The 18,003-nt window shown below is 62.0% G+C and carries 17 protein-coding genes; 7 read left to right on the top strand and 10 right to left on the bottom strand.

Going from position 1 to position 18,003, the window contains the following annotated elements:
- Nucleotides 1-10: 10 nt before the first annotated feature.
- From HX786_RS00310 to HX786_RS00280, 7 genes are read right to left on the bottom strand one after another with little or no spacing between them, the layout of a single operon-like run.
- A complete protein-coding gene (locus tag HX786_RS00310; RefSeq protein ID WP_003207489.1) occupies nucleotides 11-835 on the bottom strand; it encodes an amino acid ABC transporter ATP-binding protein in 825 nt (274 codons plus the stop codon).
- Nucleotides 822-1,514 carry an amino acid ABC transporter permease gene (locus tag HX786_RS00305; protein WP_003207487.1) on the bottom strand — a complete coding sequence of 231 codons (693 nt, stop codon included), beginning with the start codon at nucleotides 1,512-1,514 and terminating at the stop codon, nucleotides 822-824. The genes HX786_RS00310 and HX786_RS00305 overlap by 14 nt, the downstream gene beginning before the upstream one ends.
- Complete coding sequence (locus HX786_RS00300) at nucleotides 1,504-2,238, bottom strand: amino acid ABC transporter permease (protein WP_003207485.1); 735 nt, start codon at nucleotides 2,236-2,238, stop codon at nucleotides 1,504-1,506. The genes HX786_RS00305 and HX786_RS00300 overlap by 11 nt, the downstream gene beginning before the upstream one ends.
- Nucleotides 2,235-3,446 (bottom strand): aminotransferase class I/II-fold pyridoxal phosphate-dependent enzyme, encoded by a 1,212-nt coding sequence (locus HX786_RS00295; RefSeq protein ID WP_178911518.1) that lies wholly within the window; start codon nucleotides 3,444-3,446, stop codon nucleotides 2,235-2,237. The genes HX786_RS00300 and HX786_RS00295 overlap by 4 nt, the downstream gene beginning before the upstream one ends.
- Nucleotides 3,443-4,864, bottom strand: a complete 1,422-nt coding sequence (locus HX786_RS00290) for an FAD-binding oxidoreductase (protein ID WP_178911517.1) — start codon at nucleotides 4,862-4,864, stop codon at nucleotides 3,443-3,445. The genes HX786_RS00295 and HX786_RS00290 overlap by 4 nt, the downstream gene beginning before the upstream one ends.
- Nucleotides 4,857-5,663, bottom strand: coding sequence for a transporter substrate-binding domain-containing protein (locus HX786_RS00285; protein ID WP_177117094.1), 807 nt, complete (start codon nucleotides 5,661-5,663; stop codon nucleotides 4,857-4,859). The genes HX786_RS00290 and HX786_RS00285 overlap by 8 nt, the downstream gene beginning before the upstream one ends.
- Before the next feature lie 3 nt (nucleotides 5,664-5,666).
- A complete protein-coding gene (locus tag HX786_RS00280) occupies nucleotides 5,667-6,503 on the bottom strand; it encodes a transporter substrate-binding domain-containing protein (protein ID WP_177068285.1) in 837 nt (278 codons plus the stop codon).
- 239 nt (nucleotides 6,504-6,742) lie between these two features.
- Between HX786_RS00280 and HX786_RS00275 the strand changes: the two genes are divergently transcribed.
- Nucleotides 6,743-7,603 (top strand): LysR substrate-binding domain-containing protein, encoded by an 861-nt coding sequence (locus HX786_RS00275; RefSeq protein WP_003207477.1) that lies wholly within the window; start codon nucleotides 6,743-6,745, stop codon nucleotides 7,601-7,603.
- Between the two features lie 3 nt (nucleotides 7,604-7,606).
- On the opposite strand, the gene dnaQ is transcribed toward HX786_RS00275, so the two are convergent.
- The 3 genes from dnaQ to HX786_RS00260 all read right to left on the bottom strand — a co-directional run bounded on the left by dnaQ (nucleotide 7,607) and on the right by HX786_RS00260 (nucleotide 9,730).
- Nucleotides 7,607-8,347, bottom strand: a complete 741-nt coding sequence (gene dnaQ / locus HX786_RS00270; RefSeq protein WP_162835175.1) for a DNA polymerase III subunit epsilon — start codon at nucleotides 8,345-8,347, stop codon at nucleotides 7,607-7,609.
- Between the two features lie 70 nt (nucleotides 8,348-8,417).
- Nucleotides 8,418-8,870: a ribonuclease HI gene (gene rnhA / locus HX786_RS00265; RefSeq protein WP_003207474.1), complete on the bottom strand. Its 453-nt coding sequence runs from the start codon at nucleotides 8,868-8,870 to the stop codon at nucleotides 8,418-8,420.
- Nucleotides 8,871-8,971: 101 nt separating this feature from the next.
- Nucleotides 8,972-9,730: a class I SAM-dependent methyltransferase gene (locus HX786_RS00260; protein WP_008435200.1), complete on the bottom strand. Its 759-nt coding sequence runs from the start codon at nucleotides 9,728-9,730 to the stop codon at nucleotides 8,972-8,974.
- A gap of 65 nt (nucleotides 9,731-9,795) precedes the next feature.
- Between HX786_RS00260 and gloB the strand changes: the two genes are divergently transcribed.
- The 6 genes from gloB (at nucleotide 9,796) to HX786_RS00230 (ending at nucleotide 18,003) form a co-directional block, all read left to right on the top strand.
- On the top strand, nucleotides 9,796-10,563 hold the full coding sequence (gloB, locus tag HX786_RS00255) for a hydroxyacylglutathione hydrolase (protein WP_003207471.1): 768 nt from the start codon (nucleotides 9,796-9,798) through the stop codon (nucleotides 10,561-10,563).
- Between the two features lie 98 nt (nucleotides 10,564-10,661).
- Entirely contained in the window at nucleotides 10,662-12,074 is a 1,413-nt protein-coding gene (locus HX786_RS00250; RefSeq protein ID WP_008435202.1) for a lytic transglycosylase domain-containing protein, read from the top strand.
- Between the two features lie 168 nt (nucleotides 12,075-12,242).
- Nucleotides 12,243-14,072, top strand: coding sequence for an extracellular solute-binding protein (locus HX786_RS00245; RefSeq protein ID WP_008435204.1), 1,830 nt, complete (start codon nucleotides 12,243-12,245; stop codon nucleotides 14,070-14,072).
- Nucleotides 14,069-15,907 carry an extracellular solute-binding protein gene (locus HX786_RS00240; RefSeq protein WP_102605660.1) on the top strand — a complete coding sequence of 613 codons (1,839 nt, stop codon included), beginning with the start codon at nucleotides 14,069-14,071 and terminating at the stop codon, nucleotides 15,905-15,907. The genes HX786_RS00245 and HX786_RS00240 overlap by 4 nt, the downstream gene beginning before the upstream one ends.
- Before the next feature lies 1 nt (nucleotide 15,908).
- A complete protein-coding gene (locus tag HX786_RS00235; RefSeq protein ID WP_177008574.1) occupies nucleotides 15,909-16,982 on the top strand; it encodes a microcin C ABC transporter permease YejB in 1,074 nt (357 codons plus the stop codon).
- 1 nt (nucleotide 16,983) lies between these two features.
- Entirely contained in the window at nucleotides 16,984-18,003 is a 1,020-nt protein-coding gene (locus HX786_RS00230) for an ABC transporter permease (protein WP_178911516.1), read from the top strand.

Raw genomic sequence — 18,003 nt, 5'->3', positions numbered from 1 at the left:
GTTCCTCTTGTTAGACGGACAGGGTGTAGCGGCTCAGGTTGGTCAACAGGTACGGATCATTGGCGATCGGTGGCCGACGGCCGGGATCGCCCAAGGCATGGCGCAGGAATTCCTGGGTCCGTTCACTGGTGGGGCGCTGGAAGATCTGCTCGGCGCTGCCGTGCTCGACGATCACGCCGTTTTCGGTGAAATAGACGATGTCGCTGATCTCTTCGGCAAAGCGCATTTCGTGGGTCACCAGCACGCAGGTCATGCCTTCTTCGGTCAGCTCGCGAATCACCGTCAGTACTTCACCGACGGTTTCCGGGTCCAGGGCCGAGGTCACTTCATCGAACAGGATCAGCTCGGGGCGCATCGCCAACGCCCGGGCAATCGCCACCCGCTGCTGTTGGCCGCCGGACAATTGGCCCGGATAGGCATCGGCCTTGTGCTCCATGCGCACCTTGGCCAACAGCGCCCGGGCATCTTTCTCGGCATCGGCACGGTTGCGACCGAGCACCTTGCGCGGGGCGATCACCAGGTTTTCCAGCACGGACAAATGCGGGAACAGGTTGTATTGCTGGAATACAAAACCCACACGCTTGCGCAACTCGATGCGCTGGGCTTCCTGGGTCAGCGTATCGACCCGGGTTTCGCCCACGCGAATGGTGCCGCGCTGGGGCTGCAACAGGCCGGTGATACAGCGCAGGATGGTCGACTTGCCCGAGCCCGACGGGCCGATGATCGACACCGCCTGGCCGCGATGCACATCGAGGTCGATGCCCTTGAGCACCCGGTTGTCACCGAACGACAGCTGCAAATCCCGCAGGCTGACCAGGGGTTCAATAGAAGGCATAACGGCGCTCCAGGCGTTGGGTCAAACGGGAAATCGGGTAGCAGTAGGCAAAGAACAGCACCAGCAAACTCAGGTAGATCACCACGGTAAAGCCGGTCATGTTCACGGTGTTGCTGGCGATCTGTGCGGTGTCGATCACGTCGTGCACGCCCACCAGCGACGCCAGGGCGGTGCCCATGGTGACCACCGCGTAGAGGTTCATCCACGGCGGCAACATGCGCTTGAAGCACTGGGGCAGGATGATCGAGCTGAATATCTGGCCGCGGGTGAATGCCAGTGAGCGCGCCGCTTCCCATTGGGTGCTGGGGATCGAGCCGATGGCGCCGCGAAAGATCTCCGCCACGTTGGCGCTGGCCGGCAATGCCAGGCCAATCGTCACCTTGACCCAGTCCGGGAACGACACGTAGCTGCTGCCGATATGGATCTCGAACGGGAACACGTAGGTGGTGAAATAGATCAGCACCAGCCACGGTGCATTGCGGAAAACCTGCACCCAGATCCGCGCGGGCAACCGCAGCAGGCGCAACGGCGACAGGGCCAACGCGCCCACCATCAGGCCCAGCAGCGAGCCGAGACCAATCGCCACCAGGCTGATCAGGATGTTCTGGCCGAAACCAGTCACCAGCGCCGGCGACCATTGCAGCAACGCCGACAGCACCGGGAATGAATCAATGGCCATAGCCGGGCATCCTCAGGCGCGCTTCCAGCCAGCGCCCCACACAATTGACGGTAAAACTCAGCAAGCCGAAAAAGCTCAGGATCAGAATCATCAGCTCCAGCACGTTGTCGCTCTGGGTCCAGATCATGATCGAGGCGTAGGTGATATCGCCCACGGCGATGGCCGAGGCCACGGCGGTCATTTTCACCAGGTCGATCAGGTTGTTGATCAGCGACGGCAGCGCGAAACGCAGGGCCAACGGCAACTGCACATTCCACAGCAATTGCCGGCTGCTGAACGCCAGGGAGCTGGCGGCTTCCAGGGTCACGGCGGGCACCGCCTCGATGCCGGCGCGCAGGGCTTCGGCGTGGAACGCGCCCTTGTGCAGCGAAATCACGATCACCACCCAGGCAAACGGCGTCAGCGGGTTGGCCGCGCCGACGGCCTGGGTCAGCAGCATGTTCAACACCAGGAATGCGCAGTACAGCTGCACCAGGGTCGGCGTGTTGCGGGTGACTTCGATAAACACCCGCGCCGGTTTGGCCAGCCACGGGTTGCCGGAAGTCAGCAGCGCCGCCAGGCTGATCCCGGCCAGCAGGCTGCCGACGATGGTGAACAGGCACAACAGCACCGTGGTCAGCGCGCCCTGCTCCAGGGTGCCGCGCTGATAGGCATCCAGCAGGAAGCTGTAGTTGAGGCCGATACCGGCGGCCCAGTGCACAAAAAGCTCCAGCCAATGACTCATTCGACGCCCCGCAGCTTGCCGCAGGCGACAGCGATACGGCGGCCGGCCTCGGCCACGCTGTCGGTCGCGGTGGCGATGGACAGGCGAAACCACGGCGACAGGCCGTAGGCACTGCCCGCTACTCCGGCGACGCCCTCCTCCAGCAAGTACGCGACGACATCGCCATCATCGTCCAGGCGCTGACCGTCCGGGCGATAGCGACCAAGCAACCCGGCGCAACGCACGAACACGAAAAAGCCGCCCTGGGGTTCGAGTACTTCCAGGCCCTCGACGGTGCCGAGGGCCATCATCAACAGGTCCCGGCGCAGCTGATAGGCCGCTACCTGCTCGGCCAAAAAGCCCAGTCCGCCGGTGAATGCCGCCAATGCAGCAGCCTGGCCCACGGAGGAAGCACCGGAGGTGGATTGCGACTGAACAACCGCCATTGCATGGGTCAAGGCCTGCGGCCCGGCGCCGAAACCGATGCGCCAGCCGGTCATGGCGTAGGTCTTGGACACGCCGCCCACCAGCAGGCAACGGTCCTGCAAATCCGGCGCGACGTTCAGCAGGCTCTGGGCCGGGCGCCCGTCGAAGCGGATGTGTTCGTAGAGTTCATCCAGCAGCACCAGCACCTGGGGATGGCGACGCAGCACCTCGGCCAGCGCATGCAGTTCAGCCTCGCCATACACCGCACCGCTCGGGTTGCCCGGGCCGTTAAGGATCAGCCAGCGCGTGCGTTGATTGATGTGATGCTCCAGCTGGGCGGGCAGCAGTTTGCAGCCCTGCTCCAGCCCGCACTCGATAAAAACCGGCTCGCCACCGTTGAAGCGCACGCTGTCGGGGAACGACGGCCAGTAAGGCGTCGGCACCAGCACTTGATCGCCGTCGTCGAGGGTTGCGGCGAAGGCGTTGAAGATGATCTGTTTCGCGCCGTTGGCGATCACGATATTCGGCAGCGAATAGTCCAGATGGTTTTCTTCGGCCAGTTTTCGCTGCACGGCCATGCGCAAGGCTTTTACCCCGGGTGTCGGCGTGTACTTGGTGGCGCCCGCAGCAATGGCTGCGCAGGCGGCTTGCTTGATGTGCTCCGGGGTATCGAAATCCGGCTCGCCGGTGGTCAGGTCCAGAATGTCGCGGCCGGCGTCACGCAGTTCCGTGGCGCGGGATTTGGCCGCCGCATTGGCCGACAGCGACACGCGCTGCACCCGCTTGGACAGGCGAACGGTCATGGCTGTACCTCCAGGACTTTGCCGGGATTGAGCAGGTTTTTCGGGTCGAGGGCCCGCTTGATGCGGCGCATCAGGTCCAGTTCCACCGGGCTTTTGTAGCGGCCCAGCAGGCCGACCTTGCGCTGGCCAATTCCGTGTTCGGCGCTGATGGAGCCGCCGTGGGCATGGGCGCTGTCGTGTACCAGCAAGCTCAATGCGGCGTAGTTGCGCATGTGCGCGTCGACCGTTGAATTCAGCGGATGGGCCACGTTGTAATGCAGGTTGCCGTCCCCCAGGTGCCCGAACGTGAAGTTGCGAACACCGGGGAAATGCGTCTGCAACAGCGCATCGGTATGGGCGACGAAGGCGACGATTTGCGAAATGGGCACCGAGATATCGTGCTTCATATTGCGTCCGGCACGCTTCTGCGCTTCGCTCATGTTCTCCCGCAGCAGCCATAGCGCTTCGCTTTGCGCCAGGCTTTCGGCGATCAGTGCGTCGGCCAGCAGTGACTGTTCGAAGGCTTCACCGAGGACCGTTTCGAAGGCTTCGCGGGCGTGGGTTTCACCGTGGTTATCCGACAGCTCCAGCAAGGCAAACCAGGGTTGGCTGGCGTTGAGAAACGGTTGCGGGCCCTCGGGAAATTGCTCGCGCAACAACGCCAGGCAATCGGCGCTGAGCAATTCGAATGCAGTGAGGTTTGCACCAAAACCGGCGCGGGCATGGGACAGGAACGCCACCGCCTGGGCCAACTCGTCAAACGCCAGCAGCGCTGTCGCCTGGGCCTTGGGCAGCGGGAACAGCTTCAGGGTCGCAGCGGTGATAATCCCGAGGGTACCTTCGCTGCCCACGTACAAATCCCGCAGGTCGTAGCCGGTGTTGTCCTTGCGCAACCCTCGCAGGCCATTCCAGATTTCGCCTTCGGCGGTCACCACTTCCAGGCCCAGGGTCAACTCGCGGGTGTTGCCATAACGCAGCACGGCGGTGCCGCCTGCATTGGTGCCAAGGTTGCCGCCGATGGTGCAACTGCCTTCGGCGCCCAGACTCAATGGAAACAGGCGACCGGCTTCACGGGCCACGTCCTGGATGTTTTGCAGGATGCAGCCGGCTTCGACGGTCAGGGTGTCGTTGTCGGTATCGATCACGCGCACCCGGTTCATGCGGTCGAGCAGCAACAATACCGCGCGGCCGCTGGCATCCGGTGTGGCACCCGCCATCAGGCCGGTGTTGCCGCCCTGGACCACGATGGGCGCTTCCAGGGCGACACACGCACGCACCACGGCGGCCACTTCCTCGGTGTTGGCCGGGTGCACCACGGCGATCACCTGGCCGGTGTAGCGGCCCTGTTTGTCGGTCAGGTACTGGGCGGCGTCTTCGCTGCGCTGCACATGGGCGGCGCCGAGCAGTTGTTGCAGGGTGGCGAATAGCGCTTCACTCATGGCTGTACTGCTCGTGCAGATCACGCAGGGCTTGGGACGGAGCCATGCCGGTACGTTCGCCGAGGGCGATCAACCAGCCGCTGCGATGCCAGTCGCGCACGATGGCGTCGAGCCTGGCCTGGGTGTCGTGTTCGCCTTTGCGGATCCAGATCACGGATTTGGACGGGATCAAATCCCCCGGCAACGGGATCTCGTAGCCGGACCATTCGGCATCGCCGAGTAGCGCGTGCATGGTCGGGCTGACGTGCACCGCCGCCACGCAGCCATTGCCGCGCAACGACAGCAGGGATTCGGACTGGCTGCGGAACGCCTTGATCTGCGCGCCGTAGGTTTCCTGCAACGGCTTGATGAAGTTGCTGCCCTGGGACACGCACACCGGCTTGTCCTTGAGGTCGGCCCACTGGGTGATGCCAGCGCCTTTGCGGATCAACGCCGCGCCGCCGACTTCTTCATAGGGCGTGGGCACGTAGTCGAGAATCTCGGCGCGTTCGTCGGTGTACTGCATGTTGGCGATCAGCACGTCGACCTTGCCCTGTTGCAGGAACTGCACGCGGTTGGGCGCCAGTACCGAAACGGTCCTGGTCTCCACACCCAGCGCCTGGCCCAGGCCCTTGGCCAGTTCGACGTTGTAGCCCAGGTGTTCGCCGGTCTTGGGGTCGATGGTGCCAAACGGCGGACCGCTGAGGATCACGCCGACGCTGATGGCGTGGCGTTGCTGGATCTTGTCGAGGGTGGCGTCGGCGTGGACCAGGCTGGCGCACAGTGCCAGGCCCAAGGCGGTCAGGGTTCTCAATGTCATGTGTCAGGCGCCCTTGAACTGTTTTTGCAACTCCACCAGCGCCGGGGACGCCGGGGTGATGTGGTTGCGGGTCTGGGCTTCGATCAGCCAGCCGCTGCGGTGCAGGTCCTTGACGATCGGGTCGAGTTTGGCCTGGGTGTCGTTCTCGCCACGGCGGGTCCAGATTACCGATGGCGCCGGGTTCAGCTCGGGACTGAGGGTGCGGTAATCCTTCCATTCGGCGCTGTCGTTGATCAGCGGGTTGACCAGGGTGGAGTCATGCACCGCAGCGACGCAGTTGTTGCCGCGCAGGGCCAGCAGGGATTCCGAAGAGCTCTTGAAGGCCTTGATCTGCGCGCCCAGTTCGGTCAGCGGCTTGACGTAGCTGCTGCCCTGGGAGGTGCACACCGGCTGGTCCTTGAGATCTTCCCAGCGGGTGATCTTGCTGTCCTTGAGTACGGCAGCAGTGCCGCCGATCTTGTAGAACGGCGTCGGCACGAACCCGAGGATCTCGCCACGCTCGGCGGTCCATTCCATATTGGCGATCAGCAGGTCGACCTTGCCCTGTTGCAGGAACTGCACACGGTTGGCCGGCAATACCGGCACCAGCTGCACCTCGGCGCCCAACTGACGGCCCAGCTCGTTGGCCAGGTCGACGTTCAAGCCCCTGGGCTTCTGGGTGGTGGGGTCGATGCCGCCAAACGGCCCGCCAGACAGCAGCACGCCGACCACCAGCACATGGCGCTGCTGGATCTTGTCCAGGGTCGCATCGGCCTGAGCCACTGCGCTGCCGCCCAGGGCTATCAACGCGCCCAGGACCACAGGCAACCTTCGTTTTACCGCCGCGCGCACAAACCCCATGGAACTCCCCTCATTAGCGATCGGCGTACCCCGACCTGATGTGGGGGCATGCTAGGGAGAGTGCCGGGCTAACGGAAATTCAAATATCTAATATCGTTATAACTTCCCGTATATGGACGCGCTGACTTTTGGCCATATACTCGAATTCATTAGCCCTCGTAAAAACCCGGCGCGACAAAACATAAACATTTGTAATGTTTATCTTCGCACCCTTGATATAAAAACGCCCTGGAATGGCCATGTCGACCCTCGATCTTGAACTGCTCCGCACCTTTATCGCCGTGGTCGACCACCACAGCTTTGCCGAAGCCGGCACTCACCTGGCACGCACACAATCTTCCGTCACCCAGCATATGCAGCGTCTGGAACAACAAGTGGGCGTCAGCCTGTTTGAAAAACGTGGCCGGCAAAAACAACTGACAGAACCCGGGATGCAGCTGTTGCGGCATGCGCGGCAGATGCTCTCGCTGAATGACGATGCACTCAATTCCCTGCGGGAAAGCAGCCTCAGCGGCGTACTGCGTATCGGCTCGCCCCACGACATCGCCGACACCATCCTGCCGCCGATCCTCAGCCACATCGCCCGCTCGGCACCGCGCCTGCGCCTGGAGATCGACGTCGGGCGCAGCCCGTTCCTGATGGATGACCTGCACCGGGGCAAGGTCGACATGGTGATTTCCACCCGCGCCGATGCCAACCTGGAGGGCTTTGCACTGCGCACCTCGCCGGTGTGGTGGATTTGTTCGGCGCAATACATTCACTCGCCAAGCGAGCCGCTGCCATTGATTCTGGTGGATGAGCCGAGCATTTATCGGCGCTACGCCCTTGAGGCGCTGGAACGGGCGAATATCCCGTGGCGCCAGGCGTACCTGGCATCGAACCTGATCGGTATCAAGGCGGCAACCCGCGCAGGGCTCGGCGTGACCCCACGGAGCATGGAGATGCTCGGGCCGGATATGCGAGTATTGGGGGAAAACGATGGATTGCCGAGGATGCCGGAGGTCACGTACTACCTGTGGATCCGTCCGAACACGGCGAACCCGATTGCGCGCAAGGCATATGACCTGATCAGGGCCAGCCAGGGGCTGGCGCTGGGGTAAAGGTTATTGCTGGGTCAATTGGGTCCACAGCGCGGGTGCGCCGGCAGACTTGGCGATCGCCTCAAGGCGCGCCGCGTGTTCGGCCATGTCCTGCTCGCTGGCGCGAATGATCGTAGTGGGCTGGCGATCCGCTGGCAGGCGGCGGATTTCCGAAGGACGATTGCCCGAGCCTTCCGCCGAACCATTGCCGTCCGAGGCATTACCGGCCAGGGACAGGCTGGTCTGGCCACCGGTCATGGTCAGGTAGACGTCGGCGAGAATCTCGGAGTCGAGCAACGCGCCGTGGAGTTCACGGCCGGAGTTGTCGACGCCATAGCGTTTGCACAACGCATCGAGGCTGTTGCGCTGGCCCGGGTGACGCTCACGCGCCATCATCAAGGTGTCGAGGATCGAGCAGTGCCGGGTGATATCGGCCCGGTCGGTCTGCCCCATCAGCGCGAATTCGTTGTTGATGAAGCCAACGTCGAACGCCGCGTTATGGATGATCAGTTGCGCGCCGTTGATGAACTCGAAGAACTCATCCGCCACTTCGGCAAACCGTGGCTTGCCCACCAGGAATTCGTTGGTGATGCCGTGGACGCCGATGGCGCCTTCGTCACTCTCCCGATCCGGTTGCAGGTAGACGTGGAAGTGCCGGCCGGTGAGGCGGCGGCCCATCAGTTCGACACAGCCGATTTCAATGATCCGGTGGCCGTCGGTCACCGGCATGCCGGTGGTTTCGGTATCGAGTACAACAGATCGGATGGCCATCAGGGTTCAGCTCTCAACGGTTTGGTACATTTCAAGGGGCGGGATCTTAACACGTCAGCGGGCATCAGCTCTGTTTGTAGCCGCGCACTTCATCCACACCGCGGTTGGCCAGTTGGTCGGCCCGCTCGTTGCCGGGATGGCCGATGTGCCCGCGCACCCATTTCCAGGTGATGTTGTGCCGATTGCATTGCTCATCGAGCAATTGCCACAGGTCGGCGTTTTTCACCGGCTCCTTGGCCGCAGTCTTCCAGCCGCGCTTCTTCCAGTTGACCATCCACTCGTTGATGCCCTTCATCACGTACTGGGAGTCGGTCACCAGCAATACGTCGCAACGGCGCTTGAGCTCTTCCAGGCCACGGATCGCGCCCATCAGTTCCATGCGGTTGTTGGTGGTGTTGGCTTCGCCGCCCCACAGTTCCTTCTCCACGCCCTTGCACACCAGCAAGGCGCCCCATCCGCCGGGGCCGGGGTTGCCCTTGCAGGCGCCATCGGTGAAGAGTTCTACGGTATCGGTCATTTCACTGTCCATTAAAGCGGGATCCATCAAAGCGGGTTGCCGATAATCGACCGACAAGTGCCCGAGGTCGAGAGGCTCGACCTGAAATCAAAAAGGTATGTTTACTGTTCGCTCTGCTTGCGATTGACCTTGGCCATCGGCATCGGCACCAGCTTGCCCATTGGCTCGCGACGCACCTGGCGCACCGGGCGCAGGCCAACGACGATCTTGCGCGCCACCAACAGGTAGAAACCCCCGCCGGACAATTGCCAGGCACCGGCCCTGCGTTCCCAGCCGGCCAGCCGGCCTTGCCACTTGGCAGACGCAAGCGGCGGACGATAGCACCCGAAGCGGCGTTTCTCCAGCGCAAAGCCCAGCAGGTTCAACCAGTCGCCGACTCGCGACGGCGAGATGCAGCGCGCCTGGCGCAGCCCGTCATGGGCGAACACATGGCGCAAGCCCCAACTGCTCCAGGGGTTGATGCCAATGATCAGCAAATGGCCACCAGGGCGCACGCTGCTGGCCGCTTCGCGCAGCAAACCGTGGGGCGACAGGCAGAAATCCAGGCCATGCTGCATCACCACCACATCGGCCGCATGCTCGCTCAACGGCCAGGCCTGCTCCTCGCAGACGATTTCAACCCCCGGCAGCGGCGCCCCCAGGCGCACATTGCGTTGCACCTGGGGTGCCGACGGCGGGGTTTGTGCCGACGGCCCGTAATGCACCAGGTAACCACCAAAGAACCGACCCAGCTCGTCTTCGAGCATGCGCCGTTCTTCATCCAGTAAAAATTGCCCGACAGGCCCGGACAGCCATTCACGGGCGGCACCGATCAGTGCCAGCCACTCGGGATCGGCCTGGGCGAACGCTTTATCAGTCATTGCATTCTCCAACGCGCCAAGAAGCTCTAAGATGCACCAATGTGTTCAGCTTGGCGAATCAAAGAATGATACAGATCAGTGCCCTGCCCGCCTTCACCGATAACTACATCTGGTTGTTACAGGATCAGCCGAACAAGCGCTGCGCGGTGGTCGATCCCGGTGATGCCGCGCCCGTGCTGGCCTGGCTCCAGCAGCATCCCGAGTGGACCCTCAGCGACATCCTGGTGACGCACCATCACCATGATCATGTCGGCGGCGTCGAGCAACTTAAAAGTGTTTCAGGCGCCACGGTCTACGGCCCGGCAAATGAAAAGATCCCGGCGCGGGACGTGGCACTCCAGGATAACGACCGCATCAACGTGCTGGGTTGGGACTTCGAGGTGTTTGCCGTACCCGGCCATACCCTGGGGCACATCGCCTTTTATCACGAGGGCGTGCTGTTCTGTGGCGACACCCTCTTCGCCGCCGGTTGTGGCCGCCTGTTCGAAGGCACCCCGCAGCAAATGCACACCTCACTGGAGCGCCTGGCGGCCTTGCCGGCCAACACGCTGGTGTACTGCACCCACGAATACACACAAAGTAACCTGAAATTCGCCCAGGCCGTGGAACCGCATAACGCGGATATCGCCGAACGGGTGGAGAACGTGCGGCAACTGCGGGCGAACGGCCAGATAACATTGCCTTCGACTTTGGCCCTGGAAAAACGCACCAACCCTTTTCTGCGGACCTCTGAAACATCCGTTAAAGAAAAAGCGGACGAACGGAATGGCCGCGATAACCGGGCCGGGAGTGAGGTGTTTGCTAGCTTGAGGTCGTGGAAAGATACGTTCTAAGCGCGCGGAATTTAGTACGTAATTTCTGAATGGTTGACCGCAACCCACGCGCTTTCTAGAATCGCCCGACATTTTTGCCCGGAACTTACTTCCAGCCAATGTCGTCATCTATTCGTAAAACCAACCATTCAGACGCATTGACCCGCCTGGCTCAAGCCGTGGCGGTGGCTGTGTCCGCTACTCTGGCGGGCTGCCAATCGACCCATTTTGCCGCACAATCCACCGTGCAACCCAAGCCAAACCTTACCGCCAAGATCAAGCAAAAACCCCTTTGGCTATCAGAGAAGCCAAGCCCGGAAGTGCCCCAGGATGTCTGGGAACGCATGCGCCGGGGCTTTCAATTGCAGGACGGGTTAGGCGTCAACCCGCGCATTGAACAGCAACGATTGTGGTTTGCCAGCAACCCATCCTTCCTCGAGAACGCCGGCGAACGCGGCAGCCTCTACATTCATTACATCGTCGAACGCCTTGAAGAACGCAACATGCCCCTGGAGCTGGCGCTGCTGCCAGTGATTGAAAGTGCCTACAACCCAATGGCCTATTCCCGCAGCGATGCGGTCGGCCTGTGGCAGTTCGTTCCCGCCACCGGGCGCTATTTCAACCTGCGCCAGACCCGCGCCTACGACGGCCGCCGCGACATCACCGCCTCCACCACCGCTGCCCTCGACTACCTGACTCGCCTGCATGACATGTTCAACGGCGACTGGTTGCTGGCCCTGGCGGCTTACAACGCCGGTGAGGGCACGGTCAGCCGGGCCATCGAGCGTAACGAGAAGCTCGGTTTGCCGACGGACTACTGGAACCTGCCACTGCCCCAGGAAACCAAGGACTACGTGCCCAAGTTCCTGGCGCTGTCCCAGGTGGTGCTGGCCCCCGAGGCGTATGGCGTCAACTTGAACCCGATCGCCAACACGCCGTACTTCGAAGTGGTAGAAATCAAGACCAGCATGGACCTGTCACGGGTCGCCGCGCTGGCCGAGATTGACGAAGACGAACTGTTCCAGCTCAACCCGGCCTTGAAACAGCGCACCACCCTGGACGGCCCGCAGCATTTGCTGGTGCCGACGTCCAAGGCGCAGCTGCTGGCCAGCAGCCTTTCGGCGATGAAGCCCGAAGAATTGTTGAGCATGCGCCCGAAAAAGCCGGTGTTCGACGACGTTGAGCACAAGGCCATTGCCGGTCGCACCCGCAACTACAAGGTACGCAGCGGCGACAACCTGACGCTGATCGCCAAGGCCAACAAGGTCGATGTACATGACCTGCAGCGCTGGAACAAGCTCAACGGGCAGGCGCTCAAGGTCGGCCAGACCCTGGTGATGCAGGACACCCGCAAGCTGGTGGCCAAGGCCGACAGCAAGAAACCGGTGCAGTACAAGGTCAAGAAAGGCGATTCGCTGTACATCGTCGCCAAGCGCTTCAACGTCGAGATGCAACATCTCAAGCGCTGGAACCCACGCACTGGCCAGGCGCTGAAACCTGGGCAGATGCTGGTGGTTTCCGGGCCGCGCTAAGCAGCAAACACGAGGGGGAACTGGCAACAGCTCCCCCTTTGTTCTTCACCCTGCCAACCCCCATCCAAGCCTGTAGTCTCCCTCCTGCGGCGCCAGCCTTTTTCCAATCGGAACAAGCTGTTACTGTACGGTTCATAAAGCCCAAGCCGCCTGGATCGGATCCCTGACTTGAAGCGTCCCCTCCTTCTACTAATAAGTCTGGCCTTGAGCTTTTCCGCGAACGCGACCATTACCGAGAGCCACGGTTATGCGCAGTTCGGCACGCTCAAGTACCCGGCCAAATTCACCCACTTCGACTGGGTAAACCCCGCAGCGCCCAAGGGCGGCACCTTGCGGGTCATGGCGTTTGGCACTTTCGACACCCTCAACCCGTACACCTTCAAGGGTTCCAGCCCGGTCTCCACCGCCAACTTCCTGCAATACGGCGTCAACGAGCTCAATGAGCCGCTGATGGTAGGCACCGGTCAGTACGCCCCCTCTGGCGATGAGCCGACTTCCAGCTACGGCCTGATTGCCCAATCGGTGGAATACAGCGAGGACCGTAGCTGGGTAGTGTTCAACCTGCGCCCTGAAGCGCGGTTTCACGATGGCAAGCCGATCACCGCCTACGACGTGGCGTTTTCCTATCGCACGCTGCTGACCGAAGGCCACCCGCAGTACCGCACCAACCTGCAGGAAGTGGCCCGGGTCGACATTCTTAACCGGCATCGCATTCGTTTTGTGTTCAAGCGCGCCGGCAACCCGTTGCTGATCCTGCGCCTGGGCGAGCTACCGGTATTGCCCCAGCATTACTGGAAAAACCGCGACTTCAAGGCCACCACCTTCGAACCGCCGCTGGGCAGCGGGCCTTACCGCATCAGCAAGGTCAGCCCCGGGCGACAACTGGTGTTCGAGCGGGTCAAGGATTACTGGGGCAAGGACCTGGCGGTCAACCGTGGTTTGTATAACTACGACAAGGTCGAGGTGGAGTTCTACCGCGACAGCGACGTGGCCTTCGAAGCGTTCAAGGCCGGCGAGTTCGATATCTATATCGAGCACCAGGCGAAGAACTGGGCCAACGGCTACAACTTCCCGGCGGTCAACCGTGGCGATGTGATCAAGGCGCAGATCGCCCACCAGATACCGACCCAGAGCCAGGGCCTGTTCATGAACAGCCGGCGCCCGGCCTTCAGCCAGGCCAAGGTCCGCGAAGCGTTGGGGCTGATGTTCGATTTCGAGTGGACCAACCGCACCCTGTTCAGCGGCGCCTATAAACGCAGCCTCAGCTATTACCCCAACAGCGAGTTCTCCGCCACCGGCGTGCCGACCGGCCACGAGTGGCTGATGCTGTCGCCCTATCGCGACCAACTGCCGGCCAACCTGTTTACCCAGCCCTTCAGCCTGCCCCAGACCGACGGTCGCGGCATTCCTCGCGACACGATGCGCCGCGCCCTCGCATTGTTGGCGGACGCCGGCTGGAAGCTGTCCGGGCAACGCTTGCTCAACAGTGACGGGCAGCCGCTGAGGCTGGAGATTCTGCTGGTGAACCCGAACCTGGAGCGCATCCTGCAGCCCTATGTCGAGAATCTGACAAGCATCGGCGTCGATGCCCGCTTGCGCACGGTAGACCGCGCGCAGTACAAACAACGCCTCGATCAGTTCGACTTCGACATGATTCTGATGACCCTCAACCAGACCCTCAGCCCCGGCCTTGAGCAGTGGCAGTATTTCCACTCCAGCCAGGCGGGGATCAAGGGCAGCAAGAATTACGCAGGCATCGCCAACCCGGTGGTCGACCACCTGCTGGACCAACTGCTGGCGGCGCAAACCCGTGAAGAACAGTTGGCCGCCGGCCGGGCGCTGGACCGCGTCCTGCTGTGGCAGCACTACAGTATTCCCAACTGGTACCTCAACTATCATCGCCTGGCGTACCGCAACCGGTTCGCCTTCGTCACCACGCCGCCCTACAGCCTGGGCCTGAGCGCATGGTGGCTGAAAGCTTCGGAGAAAGCCCAATGATACCTTTGCGTACTGCGATCCTTGGCAGCCTGCTGTTTTGCGCCGCGGCCAATGCGGCCCCGCAACATGCCCTGACCCTCTACAACGAACCGCCCAAGTACCCCGCCGATTTCAAACACGTCGACTACGTAAATCCGGATGCCCCCAAGGGTGGCACCTTCCGCGTATCCAGCATGGGCAGCTTCGACAGCCTCAACCCATTCATCAGCAAGGGCGTGCCGGCAGATGATATCGGCCTGATCTACGACACCCTCGCCCAGCAAAGCCTGGACGAACCCATCACCGAATACGGCCTGGTAGCCGGCAAGATCGAAAAGGCCCCGGACAACAGCTGGGTGCGCTTCTACATCCGCCCTGAAGCGCGCTTCCACGACGGCCACCCGATCCGTGCCGAAGACGTGGTGTTCAGCTTCCAGACGCTGATGAAGGACGGCTCGCCGATCTTCAAGACCTACTACGCGGATGTCGACGAAGTGATCGCCGAAGACCCGCTGCGGGTGCTGTTCAAGTTCAAGCGCACCAACAACCGCGAACTGCCGCTGATCCTTGGGCAACTGACAGTGTTGCCCAAGCATTACTGGGAGGGCCGCGACTTCTCCAAGGGCAACCTGGAGATTCCGCTGGGCAGCGGCCCGTACAAGGTGGCCGAGGTCAAGGCCGGGCGCTCGGTCCGCTACGAGCGGGTCAAGGACTACTGGGCCAAGGACCTGCCGATCAACAAGGGTTTCTACAACTTCGATTACCGGGTCACCGATTACTACCGCGACAACACCGTGGCCCTCGAAGCCCTCAAGGCCGGGCAGTTCGATTACTGGCTGGAAATCAGCGCGAAAAACTGGGCCAATGCCTACAACACCCCCGCCGTCACCCAGGGCCGCCTGATCAAGGAAGAAATCCCCAACGGCAACCCCACCGGCATGCAGGGCTTCGTGTTCAACACCCGCAAACCGATGTTCCAGGATGTGCGGGTGCGCAAGGCCATCAGCCTGTTGCTGGACTTTGAATGGAGCAACAAGCAACTGTTCAACGGCGCCTACACCCGCAGCCGCAGCTATTTCGAAAACTCCGAGATGGCCGCCACCGGCCTGCCCGGCCCGGATGAGCTGGCGATTCTTGAACCGCTGCGGGACAAGATCCCGCCCCAGGTGTTTACCGAAGCCTTCGAGCCATCGAAGACCGACGCCAGCGGCATGATCCGCACCCAGCAGCGCGAGGCCTATCAACTGCTGCAAGAGGCCGGCTGGAAGATCGTCGACGACAAGATGGTCGACACCACCGGCAAGCCCGTGACCATCGAGTTCCTGCTGGCACAGACCGAGTTCGAACGCATCCTGTTGCCGTTCAAGCGCAACCTGGCAGACCTGGGGATCGACCTGGTGATTCGCCGGGTCGACATCTCGCAGTACATCAACCGCATCCGTTCGCGGGATTTCGACATGGTGGTGGGCAGCTTCCCGCAATCCTCATCGCCCGGTAACGAGCAGCGCGAGTACTGGAAGTCATCCAGCGCCGACAAGCCCGGCAGCCGCAACTACATCGGCCTGAAAGACCCGGCCATCGACCAGTTGGTGGAAGAACTCATCGACTCCGACTCGCGCAAGAGCCTGGTGGCCCACGCCAAGGCCCTGGACCGCGTGCTGCAGTTCGGCTACTACGTGATCCCCAACTGGCACATCAAGACCTTCCGCGTGGCGTATTGGGACCACCTCGGCCATCCGAAGGTCTCGCCACGGTATGACGTCGGCACCGCCACCTGGTGGAGCAAACCCGACGTGAAACCTGCGATAACCGTGGACACCAACCAGAGCGCCGATCCGGCGAGCGGGGGCGACTGAGATGCTGGCCTATATTTTTCGTCGACTGCTGCTGATCATCCCGACCCTGTTCGGCATTTTGCTGATCAACTTTGTGATCATCCAGGCCGCCCCGGGTGGCCCGGTGGAGCAGATGATCGCCAAGCTCGAAGGCTTTGAAGGCGCCACCAGCCGGATTGCCGGGGGCGGTGCCGAAGTCTCGGTGGCCGGTTCCAGCTACCGCGGCGCCCAGGGCCTGGACCCGGCGCTGGTGAAGGAAATCGAGAAGATGTACGGCTTCGACAAGTCGGCGCCGGAACGCTTGTGGATCATGGTCAAGAACTACGCCCGGCTGGATTTTGGCGACAGCTTCTTTCGCGATGCGAAGGTCATCGACCTGATCAAGGAAAAGATGCCGGTGTCCATCTCCCTCGGGTTGTGGAGCACCCTGATCATGTACCTGGTGTCGATCCCCCTGGGAATCGCCAAGGCTACGCGGCACGGCAGCCACTTCGACGTCTGGACCAGCTCGGCGATCATCGTCGGCTACGCGATCCCGGCGTTCCTGTTTGCGATCCTGCTGATCGTGGTGTTCGCCGGCGGCAGTTACTTCGACTGGTTTCCGTTACGCGGACTCACGTCCAACAACTTTGATGAATTGAGCTGGGGCGGCAAGATCCTCGATTACTTCTGGCACCTTGCCCTGCCGGTGACCGCCCTGGTGATCGGCAACTTCGCCACCATGACCCTGCTGACCAAAAACAGCTTCCTCGACGAGATCAACAAGCAGTACGTGGTCACCGCCAAGGCCAAGGGCCTGACCAACCACCGCGTGCTGTACGGCCATGTGTTTCGCAACGCGATGCTGCTGGTGATTGCCGGCTTCCCGTCGGCCTTCATCGGCATTTTCTTCACCGGCTCGTTGCTGGTGGAAGTGATCTTCTCCCTCGACGGCCTGGGCCTGATGAGCTTTGAAGCGGCGATCAACCGCGACTACCCGGTGGTGTTCGGCACCCTGTTTATCTTCACCCTGCTGGGATTGGTGGTGAAGCTGATCGGCGACCTCACCTACACCCTGGTCGATCCGCGCATCGACTTCGCCAGCCGGGAGCATTGAGATGAATCTATCCCCCCTCAATCGTCGCCGGTTCGAGCGTTTCAAGGCCAACAAGCGTGGCTGGTGGTCGCTGTGGCTGTTTTTGATCCTGTTCGGCCTGAGCCTGGGCGCCGAGCTGATCGCCAACGACAAGCCGCTGGCGGTGCACTACGACGGCGACTGGTATTTCCCGGCGCTCAAGCGCTACCCCGAGACCACCTTCGGCGGCGAATTCCCGCTGGAAGCCAACTACAAGAGCCCGTATATCCAGGAGCTGCTCAAGGCCAAGAATGCCTGGACCTTGTGGGCGCCGATTCCGTACAGCTACCAGAGCATCAACTACGACCTGAAAGTTCCGGCCCCCGCACCGCCGTCACGGGACAACCTGCTGGGCACCGACGACCAGGGCCGCGATGTGCTGGCGCGGGTGATCTACGGCTTCAGGATTTCCGTGCTGTTTGCCCTGACGCTCACCGTGCTCAGCTCGATCATCGGCGTGATCGCCGGCGCGTTGCAGGGCTTCTACGGTGGTTGGGTCGACCTGGCCGGCCAGCGTTTCCTGGAAATCTGGTCCGGCTTGCCGGTGCTGTATCTGCTGATCATCCTCGCCAGCTTCGTGCAACCCAACTTCTGGTGGCTGCTGGGGATCATGCTGCTGTTTTCCTGGATGAGCCTGGTGGACGTGGTGCGCGCCGAGTTCCTGCGTGGGCGTAACCTGGAATATGTGCGGGCGGCCCGGGCGCTGGGGATGCAGAACGGCGCGATCATGTTCCGCCATATCCTGCCCAACGCCATGGTCTCCACCTTGACCTTCATGCCGTTCATCCTGACCGGGGCGATCGGCACCCTCACTGCGCTGGACTTCCTGGGTTTTGGCCTGCCGGCCGGCTCGCCGTCCCTGGGTGAACTGGTGGCCCAGGGCAAATCCAACCTGCAGGCGCCGTGGCTGGGCATGAGTGCGTTTGCCGTGCTGGCGATCATGTTGAGTCTGCTGGTGTTTATCGGCGAGTCCGCTCGCGATGCCTTCGACCCGAGGAAATGA

The organism is Pseudomonas sp. 21615526 (assembly GCF_013386245.1).
Lineage (GTDB): Bacteria > Pseudomonadota > Gammaproteobacteria > Pseudomonadales > Pseudomonadaceae > Aquipseudomonas.
The sequence above is the reverse complement of the archived record's forward strand: the minus strand, read 5'-3'. Positions and strand labels throughout refer to the sequence as shown.